Here is a 24,261-nt window from a genome sequence, read left to right as displayed (position 1 = left end):
GTCTCGTGAACGTGCAGTTTTCTAACGTTGCAGATTGTATTTGCGCATTTTTTCAACCAAGGTTGTCCGGCGCATACCGAGCATATCGGCCGCTCTCGCGACAACGCCACCCTGTGCTTCAAGTGCTTGGTTGATCATGTTCACTTCCAAGTCAGCGAGCATCTCTTTCAAATTAACCCCTTCAGGCGGTAAGTTTTGCGGCGCTGCCTCGCTATCTTGGAAAAGGTCATTCGACTCTAAGCTAAAATCTTCAGAGAAGATGTCGTAAAACGCATCGCGCTCTTGTTCTTCAACCGTGCGTCCGGTGTTATACCCAGGTTGAAACTCAGGAATATCACTGTAGCGGTATTTGGTTGGCAAGTGGTTGACATCGACAAGACTGTTCGGATAAAGAATGATCATTCTCTCAACTAAGTTGGCAAGCTCACGAACGTTACCTGGCCAGTCGTGCTCCATCAAAGAGTTAATAGAACGTGGTGTGAAGCAGATTGGTTGCGCGCCTTCCGCTTCCATCCGTGTCATTAGTTCTTGAAGTAGAAGTGGGATGTCATCTTTGCGATCACGAAGCGCTGGCATCTCGATTGGGAACACATTCAAACGATAATAGAGATCTTCACGGAACGACTCATCTTCGATCATTGACTCTAAGTTTCTGTGAGTTGCCGCGATAACACGAACATCAACCTTAATCGTGGTATTGCCACCAACACGCTCAAAGCATCGCTCTTGCAGCACACGCAATAACTTGACCTGCATCGGCATTGGCATATCACCAATTTCATCAAGGAACAGTGTCCCGCCTTCAGCCAGTTCAAAGCGCCCTTTTCGCGAAGTAATGGCACCGGTAAATGCGCCCTTTTCGTGACCGAATAACTCACTCTCTAGCAAGTCAGGTGGGATTGCGCCACAGTTAATCGGAACAAAAGGACCGCTTCGACGAGTAGAATGGTAATGAATGTTTCTTGCAACAACTTCTTTACCTGTCCCTGATTCACCCAAGATGAGCACATTCGCTTCTGTACTCGACACCTGCTCTATAAGATGACGAACTTCCTTAATCCCATGACTTTGGCCAACGAGGCTGCGGAACAAAGTATTTTTGCGCGCAGATGAGACGACATTCATGCCTTTACGGCCAAGAAAGTCTTTACAGTGTCTTAGTGCTTCGCTTAGTTGTGGGTAGTTAAGAGGGAAATCGAGCTCACCAACATAGTGAGTCAGTTCATCGACAGGGTAAGAGTGTTTACCAGCAATCAAGAGTGGGACATGATTTGCACGGGCTAGCTTCTCGCTTAGGTTAGGGGCTAGCTTTCCACCAGCCACAGAGCCGACAATGCATCCAGCCCAAATCGCCGACCAGTCAATTTCTTCAACTTGGTCAGAGCTGATCGCTTCGCACTGCTCTCCAACAAATTCTAAAATATTACTGAGATTCGTCCGCGCTTGTGCGTCGTCCTCAATCACAAGTAGTTTCGCTAAACCTTGCATGGGTGAGAATAATTGCCTTTCTTTTGAAACGTTGTGGCTGATTTATGTTTCTAACGTCAATTCTAACTATAGAACAGAAATAACGATTAACAATTTATAAATTTCAGCAACAAAATAAGCCACTAGGCTCGTGAGTGGCTTCTATTCTATTTGATAAAAAAAATAAGGCAACCAAGCAATTAGTCGGTGTGATGTTAGCCCAAAACCAATTGGCGCGATTTTGACTACATAAGCAACCAATTGGTGATTATTTGACTCTAAATACCCACATCTGACGCAGTTAAATTGTGATATTCATTTGGAATTTGATCCCATGCCGATTTGATCTCGCGAATAATATCGATCACATCATCGATCTTGGCAGGATTATTTTGATGATTCGCTTCTGTGATTTGCGTAATCATGAACTCATACAGTTGGTCTAGGTTTTGTGCGATGTCACCACCGTCATCCATCGACAAACAGCTGCGTAAGCTAATAATAATATCAAGAGCCTTACCTAGGCGCTCACCTTTGACAGGAATGTTGCCCTGCTCCATTGCAGCTTTGCCTTGAATCAGACGTTCGATTGCGCCTGCCATAAGCATTTGCACAATTTTATGCGGGGAGGCCGCACTCAGTTGGCTATCAACTGATACCTTTTTGTAAGCCTGTAATGAACCACGCATAAATAACCTCTCTATAAAAATTTCTTGTACTGCTGAACAGAACGTTGACCATGTCGGTACTTTTGTAATGATTTGCCGACTTCAGCCGTTTTTACTTGCATCAACTCTACGATAGCTTTTGTTTCTTGAATTGCTGAGTGCCACTGCGCCGTTTGCGCCAACTCGGCATCGCGTTCTATCAAGCTGAACAAGTTCTGCAATATTCGTTCCCTTGTATCGACCAAAGCGAGGATTTCTTCAGTCTCAAACGCCTCTTGTGTAATCACTGATGAAATAGTGTGATTTACATCACGCAATTTATCTAGATTTTGCTCAAACTCTTCAACCAAGTGCATTCATCATCCCAGCCAGTTGAGACTGCATTTTGCTCGTTGCATCTTGCATTGCCGTAAATTTGGCGTGAGTCCGCTTTTCTAAACTCTCCATACGGCGATCCAATGCCGCTTGATCATCTTGCAATGAGTAAGTGCGCTCTAGCATGCTCTTTTCACGTGTGCGGATTGCGCCTGTCACACCAGTGAGCCCTTGAATCGCATCTTCCACTTTTTTGGCAAAGCCTTTATTGCCACCAAAGAACCCTTCGAGTTTATTGAAGTTGTTGTTTAGCTGGCGGTCGAGCATGTCGTAATTGATTTCCAAGTTACCTTGACGAGTCGTGGTCACACCAAACTCAGTCAAGGTTTTAAGATCTTCCGGTGCTGTTTCGACATCAGCAGAGAAAACCGACTTCAGGCGAGCATCGGCATTACGAACCACACTGTCACCCGATAATGGCCCCGCCCTACCCGTTCGAGGATCAACCCCCGCGAGTTCTTGAGAAAGTTGGTAGAACTGATTGTAGGCAGCCACGAATCGTTCAATATCGTCTCTTACTCGTTGACGGTCATATTCAATGTCAATTTCCGATACTGGTTTTCCAACTTCGGTGCGGCCTTTGAGTGTCAAATCGACCCCTTCAATGGCATCTTCAATGATGTTGTTGTCACTGGACAATTGCGCCACACCATCGAGCATCACTTTCGCATCTTGGGCGCTTTGAACTTCGGTCATACCATTATAGGTATCAAAAGAGGTTTGTGCCGCCTCTAGATCCGCTTGAGCTTTATCCACGCGCTCAAGGTAGTCTCGCTCTTCTTGGGTCAATTTGGCTCGTTCAAGCTGCTTCGCCTGTTCTGGCGTTAGCTCACCACTGGCGACTTTTCGCTCGATCTCAACTTTTTCATTAACCAACTTCTGCTCGATCTGAGCTTTCTCTTCTTCGAGCTTGGCCTGCGCTTCTTTTGGGGTCACGTAAGAGTCGGTAAGAGTACCAGACGCGGTGTTTGACCAGCCTGGAACATCACCCGACTTCTCAATCGCTTTATCGTCTAGCTCTGGTTCTGGCTCCCAGTAAGAATCCAGAAGTGTTCCTGATGCCGTTTCTGTCCAGCCTGGGATACGCTCTTCTGGTTTGAGATATTTGTTTGCTTCCACACCAGCTTTAGCCGCTGCGGCCGCCGCTTGCGTCGATAACTCATTATCCGCACTCGCATCTTTGGCGGCTTTAGGATCGGCTTTGATTGCCGCTTGTTTTGAGTTGTCGGCAATTTCTTGATCGACAATTTTTGCCGCTTCAATGTTTCGCTGGGCAATCTTATCGGCGAATTCTTGTTCTTTCGGGGAAAGAGGACTCAACAACTCTTGAGCCGCAGACCGCGCTTTCTCGAGGTCTTTGACACGCTGTTCTAGCGTTTTATATTCAAGTCTTTTTAGGTTATCGCCAGGTTTTGCGTCAGCGACAATCGAGAGGTCGTTCGCTTCACCGGATTTGGTTGAAGCGACAATGAGTCGTGGGCCTTCGGTGTCGTTGATGATAGACGCCCGAACCCCAGGGTTAGATTTGCTGTTGTTAATGCCTCTAACGACATCAACCAATTTGGAGTTATTAGAGATTTCGACGGTGAATTTTTTGTCGCCAAGCGAAACCTGCAGCTTACCAGGGCCATACTTTGCGTCTTCAGGAAGTACGTCTGACGCAATTTTATGGCTCTGCGCAAGCTGCAACACATCGATAGCATAGCGACCAGCGATGGCATCAGTGGTTGCTGTCGCTGATACAACGGTATCATTTGTCGTTTCGACTTTTCTTGCGGCGAAAGCTTTCTCCTGACGAAAGCTCGCCATCAAGTTTTTCATCGTATCCAGCGACTCTCTGAGCCGACCATAGGCACTGATCCCGGTATCAATTTGGGCCCGCTCATTGTCGATACGTTGCTGCTTAGGTACGCGCTCCGAATCTACAATTTTGCTGACCATGGAATTGATATCCATGCCAGAATTCATCCCTATAGGGCCAAAACTCATCTACATCACCTCAAATTACGATTACACCGTTTGGTTTACCAATCCCGACGAATACCTCGCGGTTTGGTCCCTTAGGCGTCGAAGAATCTCCAACAGTTCCTCATCAGGAATCTGGCGAATAATATCACCGGTATCCGCTTCGTAAATGGTCACGACGTCCCGACCGGACTCTTCGTCGACACGAAACGATAAGCCTTTGTTGATGGATGAGATGAAGTCATTCACCTGCTCAACAACCCGCTCGCGCTCTTCTCGATTGAGTTTCTCTCGCTCTTTCGTTGCTTCGATCACTCTTTCGACTGCTTGAGCGGCAGATTCACTTACCTTTTCATTTACTTGCGGTTCCTTTTTCAAGGAATCGAGCAGTACTCCTTCGTTTTTTGAAGCAATTTTAGTGCCACTTTCTGAGCCGTAAGGCTGGATGTTCGATGTGTAGGATGATATGTCCATAACGATCTCCCTTCCACCTTTAGGTCACAGCACAAAGCTGCTACCAATAAGCTCCGTCGAACCTATCGATTAACCTAACAAGCTAAGTGCAGACGATGGTGACTGCTTAGCTTGAGCTAGGATTGAAGTACTCGCTTGCTGCAGAATCTGAGACTTAGTCATTGCGGTTGTTTCTTTCGCAAAGTCTGTGTCCAAGATACGGCTACGAGATGCGTTTACGTTCTCGTTGATGTTGTCTAGGTTATTGATCGCATGACCAAAACGGTTTTGGAAAGCACCCAGACCAGCACGCTGGCTGTCTACGTTCTTCAATGCGCCATCAATGATCGATACGGCCATTTGAGAACCCGCTACCGTGGTGACATCAACGTCTGCAACTGTCTTGTTTTGAGCGTCACCGAAACCGATTTCACCGCCAAGACCGCCCGTAATTTCAACGTCTGTTGCCACTTTATTGGTTGCAGCAAACAGTTGAAGCTTACCATCTTCGCCTACAGACGCTTTTACATCTTCGCTTTGACCGTTGATGTAAGTCGCAACCTGCTCAATGTCGTCGCCGACTTTAGCGTTGATCGTTAGCTCTTTCTCTTCACCATGTACATCAGTATAGCCAAGAGTCAGATCGGTATTATCTGAAACTCTCCAATCTGCACCTTTGCCTTCTTCAGCAACATACGCTTTACCACCCATGTCTGCCGTGTCAGAACGCATGTTACCCATAGAAAGCTGTACCGCTTCACCTGAGCTCGCACCGATTTGGAATGATTGGCTACCGTAAGTACCGTTTAGAAGTTTGTTACCACCAAAAGAGGTCGTTTCAGCGATACGATTTAACTCGTCGTTTAACGCCGTTACTTCTTCTTGAATAGCGATACGCTCTGAACGCGAGTTAGAGCCGTTTGAAGATTGCAGCGCTAGGTCACGCATACGTTGCAGGATGTTGGTACTCTCATTCATTGCACCTTCAGCAGTTTGTGCAATAGAGATACCATCGTTTGCGTTTTTCACCGCCATGTCCAAGCCACGGCTTTGTGATGTCAAACGGTTTGAGATTTGTAGGCCAGCAGCATCGTCACGAGCACTGTTGATTTTGTAGCCCGATGACAAACGCTCCATCGATTTCTGCATACCTTCAGCAGCACCGTTCAGGTGTCGCTGAGCAGTCATCGCAGACACGTTAGTGTTTACGTTAATTGCCATATTTGATCTCCTTAGGCATTAGGGCGATGTGCCTCTGCGTCTCTCACCTCGCATTGGCACATCTCATTTCTCTCAATCCTTTAACGGCGGACTTAGATTAACCTTTAGGAGAAAATTAACTTTTTTACGAATTTTTCTAGATTGAACACTAAAGTGTGATTTGGGTCTAAAAGTGATTTCTATAGCGCCATTCAATATCAATCACTTAGCTAAAAACAAAAAATCCAGCCGAAGCTGGATTTTTTTCTAAAGCTGACGCTTAGCCTAGTAGGCTTAGTGCCGAGTTCGGTGCTTGCTTCGCTTGAGCAAGAATCGAGCTTGATGCTTGAGATAGGATTTGCGACTTGGTCATTGCCGTTGTTTCTTTCGCAAAGTCCGTATCTTTGATTCGGCTCTTAGACGCGTTCACGTTTTCGTTGATGTTGTCTAAGTTGTTAATCGCGTGGTTGAAACGGTTCTGGAATGCACCCAGTTCGGCACGGTGGCTATCAACATAGTTTAGAGCCGCATCGATAATCGCTACCGATTCTTGTGCGCCACCTACAGATGTTACGTTGATAGTGTCAACGGTTACCGCTTGACCATCTTGCATACCTAGCTCACCAGCTAGACCACCACCGAAACTTACCTCACCTTCAACTTTGTTGGTGCCCGCAAACACTTGCAGCTTGCCATCTTCATCGACAGACGCTTTTACCATGTCTGTTTGGCCGTTGATGTAAGTCGCCAGTTCTTCAATATCATCCCCCTCTTTTGCAGAGATATTGATCGTCTGCTCTTCACCATCTTTTGGTGTTAGCGTGATTGTTAGGTCATTTGAGCCAGCTTGAACAGACCAGTTCTTGTCTTTACCGTTTTCAGCTTTGTAGCTCGTACCACCCATGCCAACGTTATCAGAGCGCATGTCGTTCAGAGTCAGCATAACTGCTTCACCGTTATCCGCACCAATCTGCATTGATTTGGTTGTAAACGTACCGTTTAGCAGTTTGTTACCACCAAATGATGTGGTTTCCGCGATACGGTTAAGCTCGTCGTTTAGTGCCGTCACCTCTTCCTGAATTGCTACACGCTCAGACTTAGAGTTTGAACCGTTCGCAGATTGTAGTGATAGGTCACGCATACGTTGCAGGATGTTGGTTGTCTCGTTCATCGCACCTTCAGCAGTTTGCGCGATTGAGATACCGTCGTTCGCGTTACGTACCGCTACGTCTAGACCGCGGCTTTGTACGTTTAAGCGGTTCGAGATTTGTAGACCCGCTGCATCGTCTTTTGCACTGTTGATCTTAGAACCTGATGACAAACGCTCCATTGAAGTTTGCTGTGCGTTCGTTGCGCTATTTAGGTAACGCTGTGCTGTCATCGCTGCTACGTTAGTATTTACATTCACTGCCATGGTGATTTCTCCAATTGATTTTCCGATGTTTCCGGTTTCCGACGTCTCGGAAAACCAAGTAGTTCTCTCAAAGTTACTTTTATTAACGGCACGGTTTGGAAAACCTTGAGAATTTTTTTAAGTTTTTTTTGAAAAAAGTGCATTTGGGGAGGAAAGCGTGACCAACAGGAGAAAAACTTAAAAAAAGTGTTTTTTTTACTAAAGCTTTCTATTCGCCTGTCGATACCGTTCTCTTTTATGAGAAAAACAGATTCTCAGATTCGATTAACCTAACAAGGTAATCGCAAGGTTCGGCTGTTGTTTAGCCTGCGCCAATATCGACGTGCTCACTTGTTGCAAGATCTGTTGCTTGACCAGCTGTGTGGTCTCTTTCGCGTAGTCTGTATCTTTGATTCGACTGTTCGACGCCGCGAGGTTCTCATGCACATTATCTAGATTGGTAATGGCGTGATTGAATCGGTTTTGCAGTGCGCCAAGTTCTGCTCGATGGCTATCAACATACTTTAGCGCCGTATCAATCACGGATACCGCTCGCTGAGCGCCGCCGACATCAGAAATGTCGAGGTTATCAACCGCTTCATAACCCGCTAGGTTCATTTGCAGTTCATTGGCTAAGTTACCCGAGAACGAGAGTGTCCCTGCGGTTTCTTTACCCGCCATAAAGATTTGTAGCTGGCCTTCCTCATTCACCGAAGCGGAGACTTTATCGGTTTGACCATTGATATAGGTCGCCAACTCTTCTATATCATCGCCCGCTTTGGCTTTGATTTGAATGACCTCTTGTTCACCGCGAGCATTGGTGTATTCCATGTTCAAGACATGATTTCCCTGCCCAACCTGCCAATTGGCATCAGCTTTGCCTGCTGCAACGTAACTAAAACCGCCCATTTCTAAGCTGTCAGAACGCATGTTCTTGAGTGACACTTGAACCGCTTCACCTGAGCTGGCACCAATTTGAAAAGACGACGAAGCGAACGAACCATTGAGCAATTTTCGACCACCAAAAGAGGTGGTTTCAGCGATTCGATTCAGTTCATCGTTCAAAGCTGCCATTTCTTCTTGTAATGCGGTTCGTTCAGCTTGGCTATTGGAGCCATTGGACGATTGAAGTGACAAGTCACGCATACGCTGAAGAATGTTGGTGGTTTCATTCATCGCCCCTTCCGCCGTCTGCATGATGGAGATCCCATCATTGGCGTTTCGCACCGCCACATCCAAACCACTCATTTGAGTTTCGAGTCGGTTAGATATTTGCAGGCCAGCCGCATCATCTTTTGCACTATTAATCCGGCTCCCCGAAGCTAAACGCTCCAGAGATTGGTTCAGCAAATCCGTCGCATTCGTCAGGTGACGCTGCGCGGTCATTGCAGAAACATTGGTATTAACAGTGATGGCCATGAATGACGGTTTCCTTTTATGGGCTACCTAAGTTATCGGCCTAAACGCGAGATCTTTAGAAAAATTGCACAAAAAAGCCGAGCGAGTTGCTCGGCTGTGGTTTCATTGATGGCTTACTTTAGTTTCAGCGACTGAAGCATCTGTGCAGACGGTGAGAAGAAATAAGCCCCCGTCACCGCTTTAGTAAAGCGCAGAAGTTGATCGGTTTTACCGTCAGTCACGCCATACATGCTTTCTAGCATGGCTTTGAAGTTATGGAGAGTGTTGCAGTAGGCAATAAACAGTAGGCCATGTTCGCCAGAGACACTGCCATATGGAAGACTGTGGCGAACAATCTTCAACCCTTTGCCTTCTTCTTTAATATCCACGCGACCAACATGGGAAGCCGCAGGCACATCGTCTAGCTCGATAGAGTCTGGCTTGGTACGACCAATCACTTTCTCTTGCGCCGACACATTCAAGCGATTCCAAGAAGGCAGATTATGAATGAAGCGTTGCACCATGACATAACTGCCACCAGCAAACTCACCTTCCGGAATGATCGCCACTTCCGCGCGCTGGCCTTCCTTCGGATTCTCGGTACCATCGATAAAGTCCGTCATATCGCGAGAGTCAAGGTAACGGTAACCGTAAGTTTCATCAACAACTTGCACGTCTTGCTCAATGTCAGCCATCAACTTGCGCAGTAGATAGAAATGCAAATCATGACGGTTTGAGTGGCAATGAAGCAACACATCAACGTCTGAGCTCGGCGCGACCACCTCGCCTTCACCTAGAACCGGGAAATCAATCAGTTCTGGCGGCATTGCAGCGTCAAGTTGAGTCCAGAACGACTTGGTGAAAGCAATCGAGAGCGTCAAATCTGCGCCAGGTTGCTGCTGGTTAAGCTCTTCGACGAGTTGCGGTAATGCTTTGAGTTTCTCTACGACCGACTGCGGATTTTGTTTGATTTTCAGTAACGTATACTGAGCGAATGGGCCCGCTTCAGGAAGTATTGCACTTTGAGGGTTTGACATAGAAGATTCCTCACATTGTTATTTTGCACAGTGTATTTTGTTTTATGTTTGGGATATTGACACCGATCAGAGCTCACTCAATTAGGAAGCTGGCGGATTGTAAAAGCTGTCTCGCACGCTGCGGCTTTTCATCACGTAAAGACCAAACCAAAGCAGGACAAGCATGGTGATGCCATTTGCCCAACTAAAGGCCCCTTGCTCTAGAGATACATGATAAACGCTTTGCGAAAATTGGCTAACTACGGTCACAAGAGTAATGCTTTTTCCCCAGCTGACTAATTTGTTTACCCAGCCCCTTTCAGGGTTTCGTAAGCTAATTAACCACATCAAAAAGATGCTCGGTAAGCCCATTGCCAAGCCTAGATACAGCATGGAATGATCAGGATAGACGATATTGAGAATCTTACTGCCACTTTCACGACTTGCGCCCGCGACAACAAAAACGACCCAAGCTTTGGCCATAAATAACCAGCCGAGCCACAGCCATTTCGGCGCTTTCAAAAATCCATGTTTGTCGTATTGTTCTATTGAGTACCGCACTAATTCCTACAACATCTTCATTTCAATGGGATTCAATGTAACCCAATGAGAAAAAAGATCTATCAGATTTTTGTTAAGCCTGTCGATTTCGCACTGACTTTACAGAGAGCCAAAAGAATCCAACCAACAACAAAATCGGTAACCCCCAAAGCAGGCTATTTTGCCAAGAAAATCTTGGCTTGTAGCGGACAAACTCACCATACCTTGCCGTCATAAAATCAATCACTTGTTGCTCATCTTCCCCTGCATTTATTTTCTCAAACACAATTAAGCGCAAATCTTTGGCAAGGGGGGAGTTTGACTCGACAAGGTTTTGATTTTGGCATTGAGGACAGCGCAATGATTTGGCCAGCGCAATCGCTCGCTTTTGATGAGCCGGACTTTCAAACTCATACAACTCAACTTTGACTTCAAGCTCACTGTCTGATGCCGCGAAGAGTTGTGGCTCTTGGGCACAGAGGTTGAGCGACATCAACACCGCAACGACGATCCCTATATTACGAATCATGGTCATCCGCTTCTTGACTAAAATATTGGGCGAAACGAGCATCCCATGAAGCTTGATTCAGTACACCAAAATGTTTGTAGACGATCTCGCCCTCACGATTGACCACATACGTTTCCGGCGTCCCCACGACTCCTAGTTCTATTCCAAACTGACCTTTGGGATCAAACACAACGTGTCGATAAGGGTCGCCTCCCAAGGCTAAATAGTTTTGCGCCGCGGCTTTTTTGTCTCGATAGTTTAGACCAATGATTGGAACCCCCGCACTGGCGAGTTGATTGAGAAAAGCATGCTCAGCCTTGCACACTCCACACCAAGACGCCCACACATTCACTAACTGATAATCTTGTCCGAGAAGCGTATCACTGTGAACCACAGAGCCACTGGCTAACAATGTGACAGGTATGGAAGGGAGTTGACGAACGACCGGCTGCTGACTAGGACCAAAGTTTCCCGATTGAAGCCCCGCCACCAAGAAACCAATAAAACCCGCCAACAGCAGGATAAAAATAAACACTTTACGATTGTTGAATAGCGCCATGAGTCACTCTCGACTTGATCAACGAAAAAGAGCGCAGCAATGGCAACAATCCACCCAGTATCGCCATAATTGCGCCCGCCCAAATCCATGCAATATAGGAACGATATTGTATTTTGACCGCGTACGCCTTGCTATTAACCTTCGCGCCCAATGTGACATAGTAATCACCATGCCATGTTGAGCGAGTCGCTGGCTCACTCATATTCATGACACGCACTGGATAGTGGCGACGTTCTGGTGCCAGCCTAAAGCTCGCGCCGGTCGGAGACGAAAACTCAATCACCCCCTGCTCGGCAGTATAATTGGGGCCAACGTACCATTCGGTAGCAAGGTAGGTCACTTGCCACTGCGCCAGTTCAGTAGTTGTGCCTGGCTCCATTTTACGATTGAGCTCATAAGAGTGCTGGCTGTTCATACTCGCCCCAATACAAACGACAGCTAGCCCCACATGAGCCAGCACCATAAAGCTCACCGTTCGGTTCTTGGCAGCTATCAGCAAATGACTACCAATAACCCAAGCGCCGAGCATCCAAACCAGCAAGGTAGCGAAGCGCCAGTCCGTCGCTTGAAGCCGATACGCCGCAGCGCCAACGAATGAGGCAGTCGCAAACAAAAGCACTATCGCGCGCCAACTCAGATAGCCCCCATGATGCCACTTCATAAGAGGCGCAATCCCCATCCCCAACAAAGCGAGCAAAGCCAAAGGTTGAATCAGAGTATTGAAGTAAGGCGCTCCGACCGATATGGAGCCTAAACCCAGCAAATCGTATAGCATCGGATAAAAGGTACCCAAAAACACCGTAAACATTGCCACAATCAATAAGCCTGCAGACACCAATATCAAGTAGCTTCGACCCAGCACCGAGTGCAATGCTTCGCTACGAATGGCATCGCTTTGGCGAAGAAGCAGAACAAATGAGCCGAGTAAGGTGAGGGCTAAAATCGCGATCAAGGCAATCCCTTTGCTAGGGTCAACCGCAAAAGCATGCACCGAAGTTAAGATTCCTGACCGGACAATAAAAGTCCCGAGAATACTCAAACTGAATGTCACCAGCGCCAAGCTGAGTGACCACAATGTAAGCTGCTGATAGCGCGATGAAGCAATCAAGGTATGCAGAAGTGCCGTCCCCGTGAGCCAAGGCAGTAACGACGCGTTTTCTACTGGGTCCCAAAACCACCAGCCGCCCCAACCTAGTTCATTGTACGCCCACCAAGAACCGACCAAGATGCCTAATGTCAGTAGCATCCATGATGACACCGCCCACAGTCGACACTCTTTCACCCAGTGAGCATCAAATTTGGGTTCAAGCAATGCCGCTAAAGCAAAAGCCAAGACGGTAGAGAATCCTATATAGCCGAGATAAAGCAGAGGCGGGTGAAAGATCAGCCCGACATCTTGAAGCATCGGATTCAAATCTCGCCCTTCAGTGACATAAACATCACTGTAGCTAAACGGGTTTGACGCCAACAAGGTAAACCAACTAAACGCCGCAACAAACGCCAACATAATCCACAAAACATGCTGAATGTAGCGCGACGGTTTACGCGGATGAAATGAGATTAACGCACTCCATAAACTTAAGGTAAACACCCAAAACAGCATGGAGCCCTCATGCCCCCCCCACACGGCAGCGAGTTTGAAAAATTGAGGGAGCGCCGAGTTGGAATGGGTAGCGACATAGGCAAACTGGAACTGATCATTTAAAAATAGGAACGCCAGAAGCCCTAAACTGAGAATCGCCCCCACCGCAACCAAACGTGCAATGCAAACAAGGGAGAGCACTGAGACTGCATTGCGATAGCGTTGCCAAGCAAACATCGCCACACTCAAACTGCTGAGCACCGCGATCCACACCAACGACAATAGCCCTAGCTCTCCCACCATAGTTACACGACCGTCATCTGGCCAGCGTACAAAATAAAGGTACGCAACATGAGCACGCCAACTAGGCTCAGCATGGTCACAACAAAGATGTACCCACCATTATGGCGAACCTCTTTTGGCGACACCGCGTTCAATGTGAGTGGCAATAACATCCCAATCAATACGACACCAAACCAGAACCAGTTCGACCAGAACCCACCTCCAATCGCATTCCAAGCCGCCACTTCGTTTTGTCCACCGCTGAAAATCAATCCCGTAAAGAAGGTAACCAGAACAAACAACTCAAACAGGACAACTGGACGTTCAAAGCCATGCACCCAAGACACGCTAGGGCTGCTCGCTGATTCTTTAAAGACTAAGATTCCAAACAGCAAGCAGGCTGCCGCGCCGGAAGAGAGGCTCGAGAACAAAAACAGTATCGGTAACACTGGGTTGTTTAGCATCGGATACGTTTTCAATGCCGACAATAAGAAGCCGGTATAGGCAGCCAAAACCAAGGCAAGGAAACCAAGAAACAGCTCCAACGGATTATTGACTTGCTTGGCTTTAATGAGCAAACCATCCACTAAATCCAGCAACCCGCTTGGCAGTTTTCCTTCACAGAAGCTGATGATTTGATGGCGAAATAGCACGCCGATCCAAACAAACAATACCGCCATATAGACTTGGAATAAAATGACGCCCATCGACATGACCGAGGTCACGTTGAAGTAAATCATAATCTTCCAAAACTCGAGCGGCTTGGTTAAGTGGAAAACCAAGATCAATAACCCGACGATAATGCCAAACGGCGCAAGCCAAGCCACCGCTTTCAAAATGCCATTATTCGCAGGGTCCCCCTCAATAACGTTGCGGCGTAGGTAGAGACCAATCATCACCGCCCCCGCAGACATACCCGCTAAGAAGAGATAGATGGCGATGATCCAATCCCACACTAACGAGTCAAAGTGAAACGCACTTTCAAATCCATTCATGATGAGATCTCCCCTTTCTGATGAGGCACTTTGTACAGTTTGGGCTTCGTCCCCAAATGCGCCTTATCGCGATAAACCACTTCGGTATTCAACACTTGGTTAATGTCACTATTGGGATCGTTAAGATCACCAAAAATCAACGCGTTCGTTGGACAAGATTCCACACAGGCTGGAAGTTTGCCTTGTGCTAAATTGGTATCGCGGCAGAAGTTACACTTGTCAGCGGAATGGTCTTCAGGGTTAAAGAAACGCACTTGATAAGGACATGCCGCCAAGCAATAGCCACACCCCACGCACTTCTCTTTATGAACATCCACAATGCCCGTTTTCTCATCTTTGTAGGCGGCTCCCGTTGGGCAAACATAAACGCAAGGTGGATTTTCACAGTGTTGACAAGATTTGCGAGTAAAACGGTAATCAACATTTGGGAACTCACCTTGGGGCTCACTGCGAATTATTTCTAAGCGCGAGACGCCCTCAGGGACCTTATTCACTTCGCGGCAAGCATCGGTACATGCTGTACAACCAATGCATGCGGTTTCATCATGAACCATGCCGTAGAGTTTGTTTCCGTCTTCTTCTACATTGGCCAATGTTTTTCGGCTACTTAACACCGCAGTACCCGCAACGCCTGTCGTAAAGATAAGCGCCCCTGTTCCGGCTAAAAAGTTTCGTCTAGAACAACTCATATCACTGCTCCTTTTTCTGCTGGTTAAAGTCAGAATGGCAGTCGACACAAAGCTTAATTTTCTCTTTGCGTTCCAAACCAAGCACTTTGGTTTTGCTGGCATGTACATCGTGACAATTCGAACAGGTCAAATTCTTTGCGTGCACATCGTGAGTCCAGCTATCGTCGCGCAAATACTTAGGCTGGTGACAGTCTGTACATTGACTATTCGCTTTGAGTATCTGCTCAGGATCGAGGAAGACTTTATCGGTCCCTGGTTGTGACTGAGCACTTGAATACTTAGTGACAATCGGAGCACCTTCACGGTGGTCTGGTCCAATGTTGTTATGACATTCGGTACACGTTACTTCACGGCCAAGGATCTTGTGTGCATCCTCACCGTGTGAACCTTGTAAAGATTGTTTCGAATCCTTATGACACTGGACACATTTATAGTCCTTGTCACGGATAAGCGTGACTTCATGGCGAGCGCTTTGGCCTTCAGTTTGCAAGCTTGAAGTGTCGGCAACGGCATGAAGCGAATAACCATAGAGGCAGAATGCTAGGAGAGACTTTAGCATTATGACTATGGCCAACTTTATATTGCCCATATTATCCTTTCCTTATTCCAGACCCACCATCGCCGAAAGCAACAATAGAAATCTGGTCAAAATTAATGCCCTTCGATATCGACGAAATATCCATATCAAATGAGATCAATTCTTATTTTGGAAAAGCCACAACGCTATATAAATAGTCTACTCCACCCACTCTTTAGAGGTAGTATTTACTGTCTAAAAAACGATCTAAATCACCATAAATTTCGCGCGGTTTTCGCCATAAGTGTTTGATGATAATAACTTTCATTAACAACAAGGAAATTCTCATATACCCCTTTAGAGGTATTGGCGAGGTAATTTGAACGGCGTCACTTAGCTAAATTGATCTAACGCAATGATGAGTTGTTACCAAGTTATTTTATTTATTTCTCTTTATTACAATTTATTTCAGTTCTCCAATTCTTAATTTGGATATAGCCAGTTCACAACGCTGTTTATAACAAACGGAATTACGGAGATAGCACTGTGAAAAAATTGCACTGGATACCAACATCCGCCGCGGCAATATTCCTGTTGGCAGGCTCAATGATGAGCTCAGCCAGCTTCGCGGCGTCTGAAAACAACGATCTCATCGATCCTAGAAACGATGCCTATGAGCAAAACCACCCAGATCAATACCAAAGCTGGAAAGCAACGTCTGAAAGCGACCACATTGAAGACGCACTAGCCGAAGATCCCAATATGGTGATCATGTGGGCGGGGTATGGGTTTGCCAAAGACTACAATAAAGCTCGCGGCCACTTTTATGCACTCGACGATGTGCGTCAAACGCTTCGTACGGGCGCTCCCCAAGATGACAAATCTGGCCCTATGCCAATGGCATGTTGGAGCTGTAAAAGCCCTGATGTCGGGCGAGTCATTGACGAACGTGGAGAAGATGGCTACTTCGAAGGTAAGTGGGCTCGCTTAGGTGAAGAAATTGCCAATCCAATTGGCTGCGCCGACTGTCACGACACTCGTAGCGAGGGTTTCAAAAAGGGAGAGCCAGCACTAGCGCTTGCAAAACCTTATGTTGATCGCGCGTTCCAAGCCATCAATAAACCGTTTGAAAAACAGTCTCGCCTTGATCAACAAGCGTCGGTTTGTGCACAATGCCACGTTGAGTACTACTTCACTGGGCCAACCAAAGCGGTCAAGTTCCCTTGGGATATGGGCACCTCTGTCGATGAAATGGAACAGTACTATGACGCGCTCAATTTTAAAGACTGGACGCATAAAGTCTCAAAAGCGCCAATGCTAAAAGCTCAGCACCCTGGGTATGAGACGTGGCGTGACGGCGTTCATGGTAAAAACAAAGTGGTCTGTGTGGATTGTCATATGCCAAAAGTGACCAAAGAAGATGGCACGGTTTACACCGACCACAAAGTAGGCAACCCGTTTGATCGCTTCGAAGACACCTGCGCTAACTGCCACACTCAAAGCAAAGAGCAAATGTATGAAATCGTTTCGAGCCGCAAAGCGCAAGTTCTCAACATGAAGCTGACGGCTGAGAAGCAAATTGTTGCAGCTCACTTTGAAGCAGGAGCGGCGTGGGATGCTGGCGCGACTGACGCAGAGATGAAAGATATCTTGCAAGACATTCGCCATGCGCAATGGCGCTGGGACTATGCGATTGCATCACACGGCGTTCACATGCACGCTCCAGAAGTCGCGCTTGAAGTGCTGGGTACCGCGGTAGACAAAGCCGCCGACGCGCGAACCAAGTTGGTCCGTTTGTTAGCGAAAAAAGGCATCACCGATCCCGTTGTTCTGCCGGACATCTCTACCAAAGAAGCGGCCCAGAAAGCTCTGGGGATGGATATGGAGAAGATGAACGCAGACAAGGCGCACTTCTTAGATACCGTAGTACCAGAATGGGACAAAGCCGCAAAAGAACGTGAATCTCAGTACTAAGCGTTAACAACCAAAAAACCGGCGAACTTCGCCGGTTTTTTATATTCGTTGCATTTATCAACTCGTGGCCAAGCAAAACGCTACTGATTGTTCTGCATCTGCTTAGCGAGGTTTAAAGAATGAATGATGGAAGCTCGGTCTAAATCACGGTCTTGTGAATCGAGCATCTTTGTCCAAGTGTCAATCGCTTGCTGATAACGAAAGCTAATGAAATGATCACTGGCAATCAAAGAAAGGGCGGTTAAATTGAGCGGTTCTATCTTAAGAGCCTTGTTCAACAATGCGCTGACCTCATCATCGAGCACTTGGTTGTTCAAGTAGTAACGCGCGGTTGCTTTCGCCGCGTAGTGGCTGGCCACTGGCTCTGGGCTCAGTCGAATTGCGTAGTCAAAGCTCGTCAAGGCCGCATCAAACTCTTGCTGGTTCAGATAACCATGACCCAATTTAAACCACAACGGAGCTTGATTTGGATCTTGCTTGAGCTTGCCCTGAATATCGCTCATTGGGTCACGCTGACGAGTGACCTGCTCAGAGGCTTCGGGCGGGAGAGGCGGTGAACCTTTAAACCAAAAAAACAGAGGCACGGCGATAACCGCACTGAAAAGCACTATTTTTTTCACACAATACGCCTCATGCTGTAAATCTCAATTCCGCTTTAATTATATCGTGTTAGGATAAACGTATCTTTGATCCAGCAGTATTTATCTCATGAACAAAAAAGTCGTTCCGTCGCAAGAAACCCAGCAAGAAGCAATGAAAATTGCCAAAGCCACCCAAAAGCCCGGACAGACCAAAGAGCAAACCAAACTGATCGCTCAAGGGATTGAAAAAGGGATTGCGCAATACAAAAAGCAGCAAAAAGAGAAGTCCCGTCAAGCCGACAAAGCAAGAAAGAAAGCGCAGAAAGCCAAACGTGTTGAACAAACCGACGTTGAAGCAGAGCTGCCAATGGATTCTCACTCACAACCCTCAACCCCAACTCGACTGCCTTGGGTGTTGCTAGCCCTGAGCTGGATTGGATTTATCGCCTATGTTACTCAAATTCAATAATGCACTAACCCTTTCTCTGGTTGCCGTGTTCATGGCAGGTTGTACCTCGCCGATGAACCATCTAGACAGCCCAGCTCAAGCTGTTCACTTAAGAATGGATGCTGGATTTGATGCTGATGATTGCCAATGGCTGGGCGAAGTGACTGGCAGTGAGGGTCATTGGTACAGCTATCTGTTTTTTACCAATGATGTGATGGTGCAAGGTGCGATGAATGACATAAAAAATCGCGCCAAGAAACTTGGCGCGAATACTGTGTTTGTCACTGCTCCTCAAGACTTCACCACCTCCTTTACTGTGATGGGGAGTGCTTATCGGTGCAGCAATAAAGACTAGGCTTTAAAACCTAAACTGGCGGCGATGTCTGGCTCTCGGTCTATTACCCACTGGCTATCAAATGGGCCCCAATCAGAGAGTTGGTAATACCCATCATTGTGACGTCGCCCATCTTGAACAAACATCAACTCAATACCTATGCCAGGAAGAGCCTTAATGACATCTTGAATTGTTCGGCGTGGCCACCCAGTCTTTTCAATCAGTTTTGGAACGTTAGGTCGTTCTAGATTCTCGACAAGTAGCGCTAAATACAGTCGCCTTGCAAAAACAGGACTCAATTCCATTGATACCTCCTATAAAATTCTAGAGTCATTATTTCTGTTTTGTCGGGTCATGTGTTGCGTTTGATCAATAACTCTACAATCCCAACTTCCTGAAACACATTTTTTTTGCCCATTGAAATATATCGATCACACTTTTTGTCTCGACACAGAGTTCCTGATAGGATGCTGAAATAACAAAAAAGTCACTTCAAAGGGTTTATTATGACAATTACCATGTACGGTATTCCTAACTGCGACACCATTAAAAAAGCTAAGAAATGGTTAGAAGCAGAAGGCATTGAGTTCCAGTTTCACGACTACCGTAAGCAAGGCGTAGACCAAGCCATGGTGGAAACGTTTTGCCAACAGCTCGGTTGGGAAAATGTCCTCAATAAACGTGGAACCACCTACCGCCAACTGACCCAAGAGCAAAAAGATGGGCTAAACGAAGCCAATGCGATTGCATTGCTGGTAGAACAACCAGCAATGATTAAACGCCCTATTCTCCTGTCAGGTGATAGCTACCACCTAGGTTTTAAAGCAGATCAATACGCTGCGATTTTTTCATAAAGTAAGTAAAGGATTTCAAGGATGACAGATAGCCCGACACTGGCTCTCGCAAAGTACTTAATCAGCCGCCAGTCGGTAACCCCTGAAGATGCTGGTTGCCAAGATGCGATGATCGAACGTTTAAAAGCCCTCGGCTTCGAAATTGAAGTGATGGTGTTTGAAGACACCACTAACTTCTGGGCACGCCGTGGTACGGAGGCTCCACTGTTTGCATTTGCGGGCCATACTGACGTCGTACCGGCTGGTAACTTAGACCAATGGCACACGCCCCCATTCGAACCGACTGAAATTGATGGCTATCTGCATGGCCGTGGCGCGGCCGATATGAAAGGCTCGTTAGCCAGTATGATTGTCGCCGTGGAGCAGTTCATCGCAGACAACCCAAATCATAAAGGGTCGATCGGTTTCTTGATTACGTCGGATGAAGAAGGGCCATTCATTAATGGTACTGTCCGTGTGGTAGAAACTCTAATGGCACGTGGTGAGAACATCGACATGTGTATTGTCGGTGAACCATCAAGTACCGAAGTGGTGGGAGACGTAGTGAAAAACGGTCGTCGCGGCTCGATTACTGGCGATCTCACGGTCAAAGGCACGCAAGGTCACGTGGCGTACCCTCACCTTGCGAATAACCCCGTGCACCAGTCACTAATGGCGATTCACGAACTCGCGACCACCGAATGGGATCAAGGTAACGCTTACTTCCCACCAACCAGTTTCCAAATCCCAAATGTTCATGCAGGCACTGGGGCGTCGAATGTCATTCCAGGTGAGTTTAACGTTCAGTTCAATCTAAGATTCAGCACCGAACTTAATAACGACATGATCGTTAACCGTGTTGTTGAGACCTTGGATAAACATGAGCTGGACTACGACCTCAAATGGACCTTCAATGGTGACCCATTCTTGACCGATACTGGCGCGCTATTGGACGCAGTCGTCGATGCAGTGGATTCAGTTAACCAAACCAAACCAGCACTACTCACCACTGGTGGTACATCTGATGGCCGATTCATCGCCCGAATGGATTGCCAAGTGGTCGAGCTTGGTCCTGTTAACGCAACCATTCATAAAGTGAACGAGTGCGTCAAAATTGATGATCTGGAAAAACTCACCCAGATGTATCAAAAAACCCTCGAAAACCTGCTCACTTAGCAATGAACGCAGCGCAACTAACCGGAAAAGTATCCACCCATTTGGTGGATGCTTTGATTGGCCAGAAACACTTTCTCGTTCACCCTGAGGCGCGAGAGGATCTACTCGCGCTCAAGCAGGCTGCCGATGGGGCAGGCTTTAACCTCAATATCGCCAGTGGGTTTCGGGATTTCGAGCGTCAATTGATGATTTGGAATCGCAAAATGACGGGCGCTGCAACAATTTTAGACGTGCAAAGCCAACCGCTCGCCCCAGAAACCTTGAGCGAGCAAGACAAGGTATTCGCGATATTGCGCTGGTCGGCACTGCCAGGTACCAGTCGACATCACTGGGGCAGCGATTTTGACCTATTCGATCGTGATGCGCTTCCTCAGGGGGAGGCCTTACAACTCGAACCTTGGGAGTACTTCAACGCTCACCAACGACCGTTTTATCTGTGGTTAAAAGATAACTTGGCGCTGTTTGGCTTCTATTTTCCGTACCAAGAGGATAACGGCGGTGTTGCGATTGAACCTTGGCACATTAGTCATCGCGAGACTGCGCAGCGGTGCCTTAACCACCTGACTTTAGATGTGTTACACAAAGAGATCGAATCTAGCGCAATTATTGGCAAACAAGTCGTGTTAGATAATTTAGAAACCATCTACAATCAGTATATTACTAATCTTTCTCGCTAGGAGCCGTTATGGATTTATTGACCAACCCTTGGGTGATTATTGCGATTGTATTGAGCGTGGTCGTTGGCAATATCATGGCGCTGAAGTACACCGCAAAAATGAAGTTTGATTACAAACCCAAACAGCCCAAGCCCAAAGACGAGCAAGAGAAAGATGACGATGCCCCTAAAGACGCACCCTAGCGTCTTTTTTTCCGCTCAGAGTGCGTAATAAAAACGGTTTTTCCCTAAACGCTTCGCGACATACATATTGCGATCAGCTTGGTCAATTTTCTCATCCAAGATCACCTCATCTTCCGCGGCCCAGTAGCTGATGCCAATACTTGCCGTCACTTGACAGGTTTTCTCGTTGATCACAATCGGAACGGCCAATGTATCAATGATGCGCTGTGCGATTGGCTGACATTGGCCAGAACTGCGAATCGCGATTAAGAACTCGTCCCCAGCAATCCGTGCGACCAAGTCTTTTGCTGATATGCAGCCTGTTAGCCGCTTAGCGACAATGCGCAGCAACTCATCTCCCACACCATGCCCATATTGATCGTTCACCGCTTTGAAGCCATCAAGATCGAGGAAAAAGATAAACTGAGCTTGCCCTTTGCGATGACGAGCTTGCAAACTCTTCAGCGCTTTAGAGCGATTAGCCAGTCCGGTCAAGGTGTCATGGTTAGCCGCAAAGCTCAGTCTTTCCAGCTCAAGACCCAGAGTCAAATCCGTCAAACTGATCACGAAGGCTTCAACTCGACCTTCGCCACTTTTTAACGCTTTCGCTTTCAAGCGATAGGGCGACCAAGTCTGATTAGTATGTCGAATAATGGTTTTGCTGATCATAACGCCACTGTTGAGCAAGGTTTTGGTCAAGGCTAGCGAGAAATAGAGCGGCTTTTTCACCACCAGCTCTTGAATGGCACTCAACACACCAAATCGTTCCAGCGAGGTTGTATTTTGCGTCGTTACGTTTAAGTCTCTATCCAAAACAAAAATAGCGTCTTGGTTTTGATCGAACATGAGCTCTAACAACTTACGTCTTTGCTCTGACAGATTTTGGGACGTGACATCTTGAAACTGCAACAGAGATTGACTCGCCTCTTCCATTGGGTGACAACTCACTCGATAGCACTTTTGTCCATCCAGTGTACGAAGCTCAACTGCCGCCAGTGGCTGATGTCTCTCAATCGCGTCAATCACCTGCTCGATTGCCGCTTTGGGCTCAAAGCGGCTTGCCAACATTTCACGCGTTGTGAATCGGCTCTGGTTTTCCATCAATTCACTGATCGCCACCGGATTACCGTAGTTGATCTTATTGCCCGGAGAAACCACAAGAACCCCTCGCTTCATTGCATCAAGGGCGCCGTGAATGTAGCGATTTTTCTGTTCAACACGCTGCAATGCACTTTGCAGCTGGCTCTCTCGGTCAAGGAGGTTAGCGATCATTTCGTTAAAGCAACGGGTCAACTTGCCCACTTCATCATCATGAACAATATCTATCGAGCTTTTTGCGATCCCTTGAGTAATCATTCTTTCCATGGTGCTGTGCAATGCGGTTAAAGGCTTGACAATCACACCGTGCAACAACTGCGCAAATGCCAAAGACAGCAGAGAAATAAACACTGTCAACGCGCCTAAATAGCTAAATAGTCGCCTTTCATTACTCTGAATAGACTCCAACGATTCCCACACGACGAGCGTACCAAGCTTTTCTCCTTCAAGGAAAATATCGGTATTATCCACCTGAAACCTGGTATCTGCACAGGTCACCGACTCTTGTGTCCACTGGCACTGCGTTGGAAGTTGGTGAATGCTTGTGATGGTCTCGCCATACTCGTTGATCACCTTGGCAGCAATGATGTCTGGGTCAAACGTGAGATTCACCAACTGCTCTTTGGCGGTAATCGGATCATCAAACATCAGAGCGGCTTGCAGTGTACTTGCCACGCCTTGAGACAAGATATGAACGCGATGCTCTTGCGCTTCTCGCTGAGACAAGAACAATAAGTGAATCGCGGGAGTCCCTATGATCAAGACAATGAACATCACCATAAACCAAGTCGGTAAGATCATCTTGTAGCGTAGTGGAAGCTGAGTAAAACGCGCGCTGATCATGTCGCCTCCTCATAGATTTCAGAGACTTCAAGCAGTTGAGAGCGAATCTGTACCCGAGACTTTTCGACGTTTTGACGTGAGATCAACGGACGAATGCGGTTGCGAACTTTAATAAAGGCGACCATGCCGCCGTTAGCGACGAATTCAACGCCATTGCCAACCAGCAGTGCATTAGGATATCTAATATGCAGGTTGGCAATGATCGCCTCATCGCCGTTTTCGATAAACAAGATATGGCATACCGAAGGCGCAACACCACTTAACATGTCATGAAACCTTGCCATATCTGGCTTTGTCGCCACAATCGCTTCCAACCGAAAGCCGACATCACTTTGTTGAGCAACACAGTAGTCAATGTGGTCAGTCGCTATATCGGTGTGATTCCAGTCCGACAGCAGCGCAAAACGAAACAGGTAGACCGCTTTTAGGTCAACATCATCCACTTTTGCCTGCACGAGAAGTGGAACAATCAATAAACCCAAAGCGACCAAACATTTGGTCGCCAAAATAGAAAAATGTGAGCCCATGC

Annotated in this window: 27 protein-coding genes; 7 read left to right on the top strand and 20 right to left on the bottom strand. The window is 47.1% G+C overall.

Annotated features, from left to right (window positions below; translation table 11 throughout):
* Nucleotides 1-21: 21 nt before the first annotated feature.
* From ACUALS_RS04425 to nrfB, 16 genes are all read right to left on the bottom strand, one after another.
* Nucleotides 22-1,488: a sigma-54 dependent transcriptional regulator gene (locus tag ACUALS_RS04425; protein ID WP_331399690.1), complete on the bottom strand. Its 1,467-nt coding sequence runs from the start codon at nucleotides 1,486-1,488 to the stop codon at nucleotides 22-24.
* Between the two features lie 257 nt (nucleotides 1,489-1,745).
* On the bottom strand, nucleotides 1,746-2,156 hold the full coding sequence (gene fliS, locus ACUALS_RS04420) for a flagellar export chaperone FliS (RefSeq protein ID WP_005471670.1): 411 nt from the start codon (nucleotides 2,154-2,156) through the stop codon (nucleotides 1,746-1,748).
* Between the two features lie 11 nt (nucleotides 2,157-2,167).
* Nucleotides 2,168-2,491, bottom strand: coding sequence for a flagellar protein FliT (locus tag ACUALS_RS04415; protein WP_039482426.1), 324 nt, complete (start codon nucleotides 2,489-2,491; stop codon nucleotides 2,168-2,170).
* The gene (gene fliD / locus ACUALS_RS04410) at nucleotides 2,478-4,499 is read right to left on the bottom strand and encodes a flagellar filament capping protein FliD (protein ID WP_454448948.1); all 2,022 of its coding nucleotides are present in this window, start codon (nucleotides 4,497-4,499) and stop codon (nucleotides 2,478-2,480) included. Before fliD ends, ACUALS_RS04415 begins: the two co-directional genes overlap by 14 nt.
* 21 nt (nucleotides 4,500-4,520) lie before the next feature.
* Nucleotides 4,521-4,949, bottom strand: coding sequence for a flagellar protein FlaG (gene flaG, locus ACUALS_RS04405; protein WP_005471797.1), 429 nt, complete (start codon nucleotides 4,947-4,949; stop codon nucleotides 4,521-4,523).
* 69 nt (nucleotides 4,950-5,018) lie between these two features.
* On the bottom strand, nucleotides 5,019-6,149 hold the full coding sequence (locus ACUALS_RS04400) for a flagellin (protein WP_005471766.1): 1,131 nt from the start codon (nucleotides 6,147-6,149) through the stop codon (nucleotides 5,019-5,021).
* Nucleotides 6,150-6,408: 259 nt separating this feature from the next.
* On the bottom strand, nucleotides 6,409-7,542 hold the full coding sequence (locus tag ACUALS_RS04395) for a flagellin (RefSeq protein WP_038140221.1): 1,134 nt from the start codon (nucleotides 7,540-7,542) through the stop codon (nucleotides 6,409-6,411).
* Nucleotides 7,543-7,806: 264 nt separating this feature from the next.
* Nucleotides 7,807-8,940: a flagellin gene (locus ACUALS_RS04390; protein WP_005471846.1), complete on the bottom strand. Its 1,134-nt coding sequence runs from the start codon at nucleotides 8,938-8,940 to the stop codon at nucleotides 7,807-7,809.
* A 113-nt stretch (nucleotides 8,941-9,053) separates the two neighbouring features.
* Nucleotides 9,054-9,956 carry a Dyp-type peroxidase gene (locus ACUALS_RS04385; RefSeq protein ID WP_454448947.1) on the bottom strand — a complete coding sequence of 301 codons (903 nt, stop codon included), beginning with the start codon at nucleotides 9,954-9,956 and terminating at the stop codon, nucleotides 9,054-9,056.
* 81 nt (nucleotides 9,957-10,037) lie between these two features.
* Nucleotides 10,038-10,496 (bottom strand): DUF2919 domain-containing protein, encoded by a 459-nt coding sequence (locus ACUALS_RS04380; protein WP_454448946.1) that lies wholly within the window; start codon nucleotides 10,494-10,496, stop codon nucleotides 10,038-10,040.
* A gap of 73 nt (nucleotides 10,497-10,569) precedes the next feature.
* Complete coding sequence (locus ACUALS_RS04375; RefSeq protein ID WP_454448945.1) at nucleotides 10,570-11,004, bottom strand: cytochrome c-type biogenesis protein; 435 nt, start codon at nucleotides 11,002-11,004, stop codon at nucleotides 10,570-10,572.
* Nucleotides 10,994-11,542: a DsbE family thiol:disulfide interchange protein gene (locus ACUALS_RS04370; protein WP_454448944.1), complete on the bottom strand. Its 549-nt coding sequence runs from the start codon at nucleotides 11,540-11,542 to the stop codon at nucleotides 10,994-10,996. Before ACUALS_RS04370 ends, ACUALS_RS04375 begins: the two co-directional genes overlap by 11 nt.
* On the bottom strand, nucleotides 11,520-13,427 hold the full coding sequence (locus ACUALS_RS04365) for a heme lyase CcmF/NrfE family subunit (protein ID WP_454448943.1): 1,908 nt from the start codon (nucleotides 13,425-13,427) through the stop codon (nucleotides 11,520-11,522). The genes ACUALS_RS04370 and ACUALS_RS04365 overlap by 23 nt, the downstream gene beginning before the upstream one ends.
* Nucleotides 13,428-13,429: 2 nt before the next feature.
* Nucleotides 13,430-14,401 carry a cytochrome c nitrite reductase subunit NrfD gene (nrfD, locus tag ACUALS_RS04360; RefSeq protein ID WP_331402246.1) on the bottom strand — a complete coding sequence of 324 codons (972 nt, stop codon included), beginning with the start codon at nucleotides 14,399-14,401 and terminating at the stop codon, nucleotides 13,430-13,432.
* On the bottom strand, nucleotides 14,398-15,090 hold the full coding sequence (nrfC, locus tag ACUALS_RS04355) for a cytochrome c nitrite reductase Fe-S protein (RefSeq protein WP_039477941.1): 693 nt from the start codon (nucleotides 15,088-15,090) through the stop codon (nucleotides 14,398-14,400). Before nrfC ends, nrfD begins: the two co-directional genes overlap by 4 nt.
* Before the next feature lies 1 nt (nucleotide 15,091).
* Nucleotides 15,092-15,679 (bottom strand): cytochrome c nitrite reductase pentaheme subunit, encoded by a 588-nt coding sequence (nrfB, locus tag ACUALS_RS04350; protein WP_038217740.1) that lies wholly within the window; start codon nucleotides 15,677-15,679, stop codon nucleotides 15,092-15,094.
* A gap of 534 nt (nucleotides 15,680-16,213) precedes the next feature.
* On the opposite strand from nrfB, the gene nrfA reads away from it, so the two are divergent.
* Entirely contained in the window at nucleotides 16,214-17,581 is a 1,368-nt protein-coding gene (gene nrfA / locus ACUALS_RS04345) for an ammonia-forming nitrite reductase cytochrome c552 subunit (protein WP_005471723.1), read from the top strand.
* A gap of 80 nt (nucleotides 17,582-17,661) precedes the next feature.
* On the opposite strand, the gene ACUALS_RS04340 is transcribed toward nrfA, so the two are convergent.
* Complete coding sequence (locus ACUALS_RS04340; protein WP_454448942.1) at nucleotides 17,662-18,201, bottom strand: TPR domain-containing protein; 540 nt, start codon at nucleotides 18,199-18,201, stop codon at nucleotides 17,662-17,664.
* 88 nt (nucleotides 18,202-18,289) lie between these two features.
* On the opposite strand from ACUALS_RS04340, the gene ACUALS_RS04335 reads away from it, so the two are divergent.
* Together ACUALS_RS04335 and ACUALS_RS04330 are read left to right on the top strand one after the other, a co-directional pair.
* On the top strand, nucleotides 18,290-18,631 hold the full coding sequence (locus tag ACUALS_RS04335) for a DUF2956 domain-containing protein (RefSeq protein ID WP_005471769.1): 342 nt from the start codon (nucleotides 18,290-18,292) through the stop codon (nucleotides 18,629-18,631).
* On the top strand, nucleotides 18,612-18,965 hold the full coding sequence (locus ACUALS_RS04330) for a DUF4156 domain-containing protein (protein WP_454448941.1): 354 nt from the start codon (nucleotides 18,612-18,614) through the stop codon (nucleotides 18,963-18,965). The genes ACUALS_RS04335 and ACUALS_RS04330 overlap by 20 nt, the downstream gene beginning before the upstream one ends.
* Here ACUALS_RS04330 and ACUALS_RS04325 read toward each other — a convergent pair.
* A complete protein-coding gene (locus tag ACUALS_RS04325; protein WP_038140190.1) occupies nucleotides 18,962-19,249 on the bottom strand; it encodes a winged helix-turn-helix domain-containing protein in 288 nt (95 codons plus the stop codon). The genes ACUALS_RS04330 and ACUALS_RS04325 overlap by 4 nt on opposite strands.
* Nucleotides 19,250-19,450: 201 nt before the next feature.
* Between ACUALS_RS04325 and ACUALS_RS04320 the strand changes: the two genes are divergently transcribed.
* Genes ACUALS_RS04320 through ACUALS_RS04305 form a run of 4 tightly spaced genes read left to right on the top strand, consistent with a single transcriptional unit; the run spans nucleotide 19,451 to nucleotide 21,812 of the window.
* Nucleotides 19,451-19,798, top strand: a complete 348-nt coding sequence (locus ACUALS_RS04320; protein ID WP_454448940.1) for an ArsC family reductase — start codon at nucleotides 19,451-19,453, stop codon at nucleotides 19,796-19,798.
* Between the two features lie 21 nt (nucleotides 19,799-19,819).
* Nucleotides 19,820-20,953 carry a succinyl-diaminopimelate desuccinylase gene (gene dapE / locus ACUALS_RS04315; RefSeq protein WP_454448939.1) on the top strand — a complete coding sequence of 378 codons (1,134 nt, stop codon included), beginning with the start codon at nucleotides 19,820-19,822 and terminating at the stop codon, nucleotides 20,951-20,953.
* Between the two features lie 2 nt (nucleotides 20,954-20,955).
* Complete coding sequence (locus ACUALS_RS04310) at nucleotides 20,956-21,630, top strand: M15 family metallopeptidase (protein WP_454448938.1); 675 nt, start codon at nucleotides 20,956-20,958, stop codon at nucleotides 21,628-21,630.
* Nucleotides 21,631-21,638: 8 nt separating this feature from the next.
* The gene (locus ACUALS_RS04305; protein WP_454448937.1) at nucleotides 21,639-21,812 is read left to right on the top strand and encodes a DUF2897 family protein; all 174 of its coding nucleotides are present in this window, start codon (nucleotides 21,639-21,641) and stop codon (nucleotides 21,810-21,812) included.
* A gap of 15 nt (nucleotides 21,813-21,827) precedes the next feature.
* On the opposite strand, the gene ACUALS_RS04300 is transcribed toward ACUALS_RS04305, so the two are convergent.
* Together ACUALS_RS04300 and ACUALS_RS04295 are read right to left on the bottom strand one after the other, a co-directional pair.
* Nucleotides 21,828-23,732, bottom strand: a complete 1,905-nt coding sequence (locus tag ACUALS_RS04300) for a diguanylate cyclase domain-containing protein (protein ID WP_454448936.1) — start codon at nucleotides 23,730-23,732, stop codon at nucleotides 21,828-21,830.
* Complete coding sequence (locus tag ACUALS_RS04295; protein ID WP_454448935.1) at nucleotides 23,729-24,259, bottom strand: YfiR family protein; 531 nt, start codon at nucleotides 24,257-24,259, stop codon at nucleotides 23,729-23,731. The genes ACUALS_RS04300 and ACUALS_RS04295 overlap by 4 nt, the downstream gene beginning before the upstream one ends.
* Between the last annotated feature and the right edge of the window lie 2 nt (nucleotides 24,260-24,261).

The organism is Vibrio sp. NH-7 (assembly GCF_053643215.1).
This window is presented reverse-complemented; position numbering and strand designations above follow the sequence as displayed.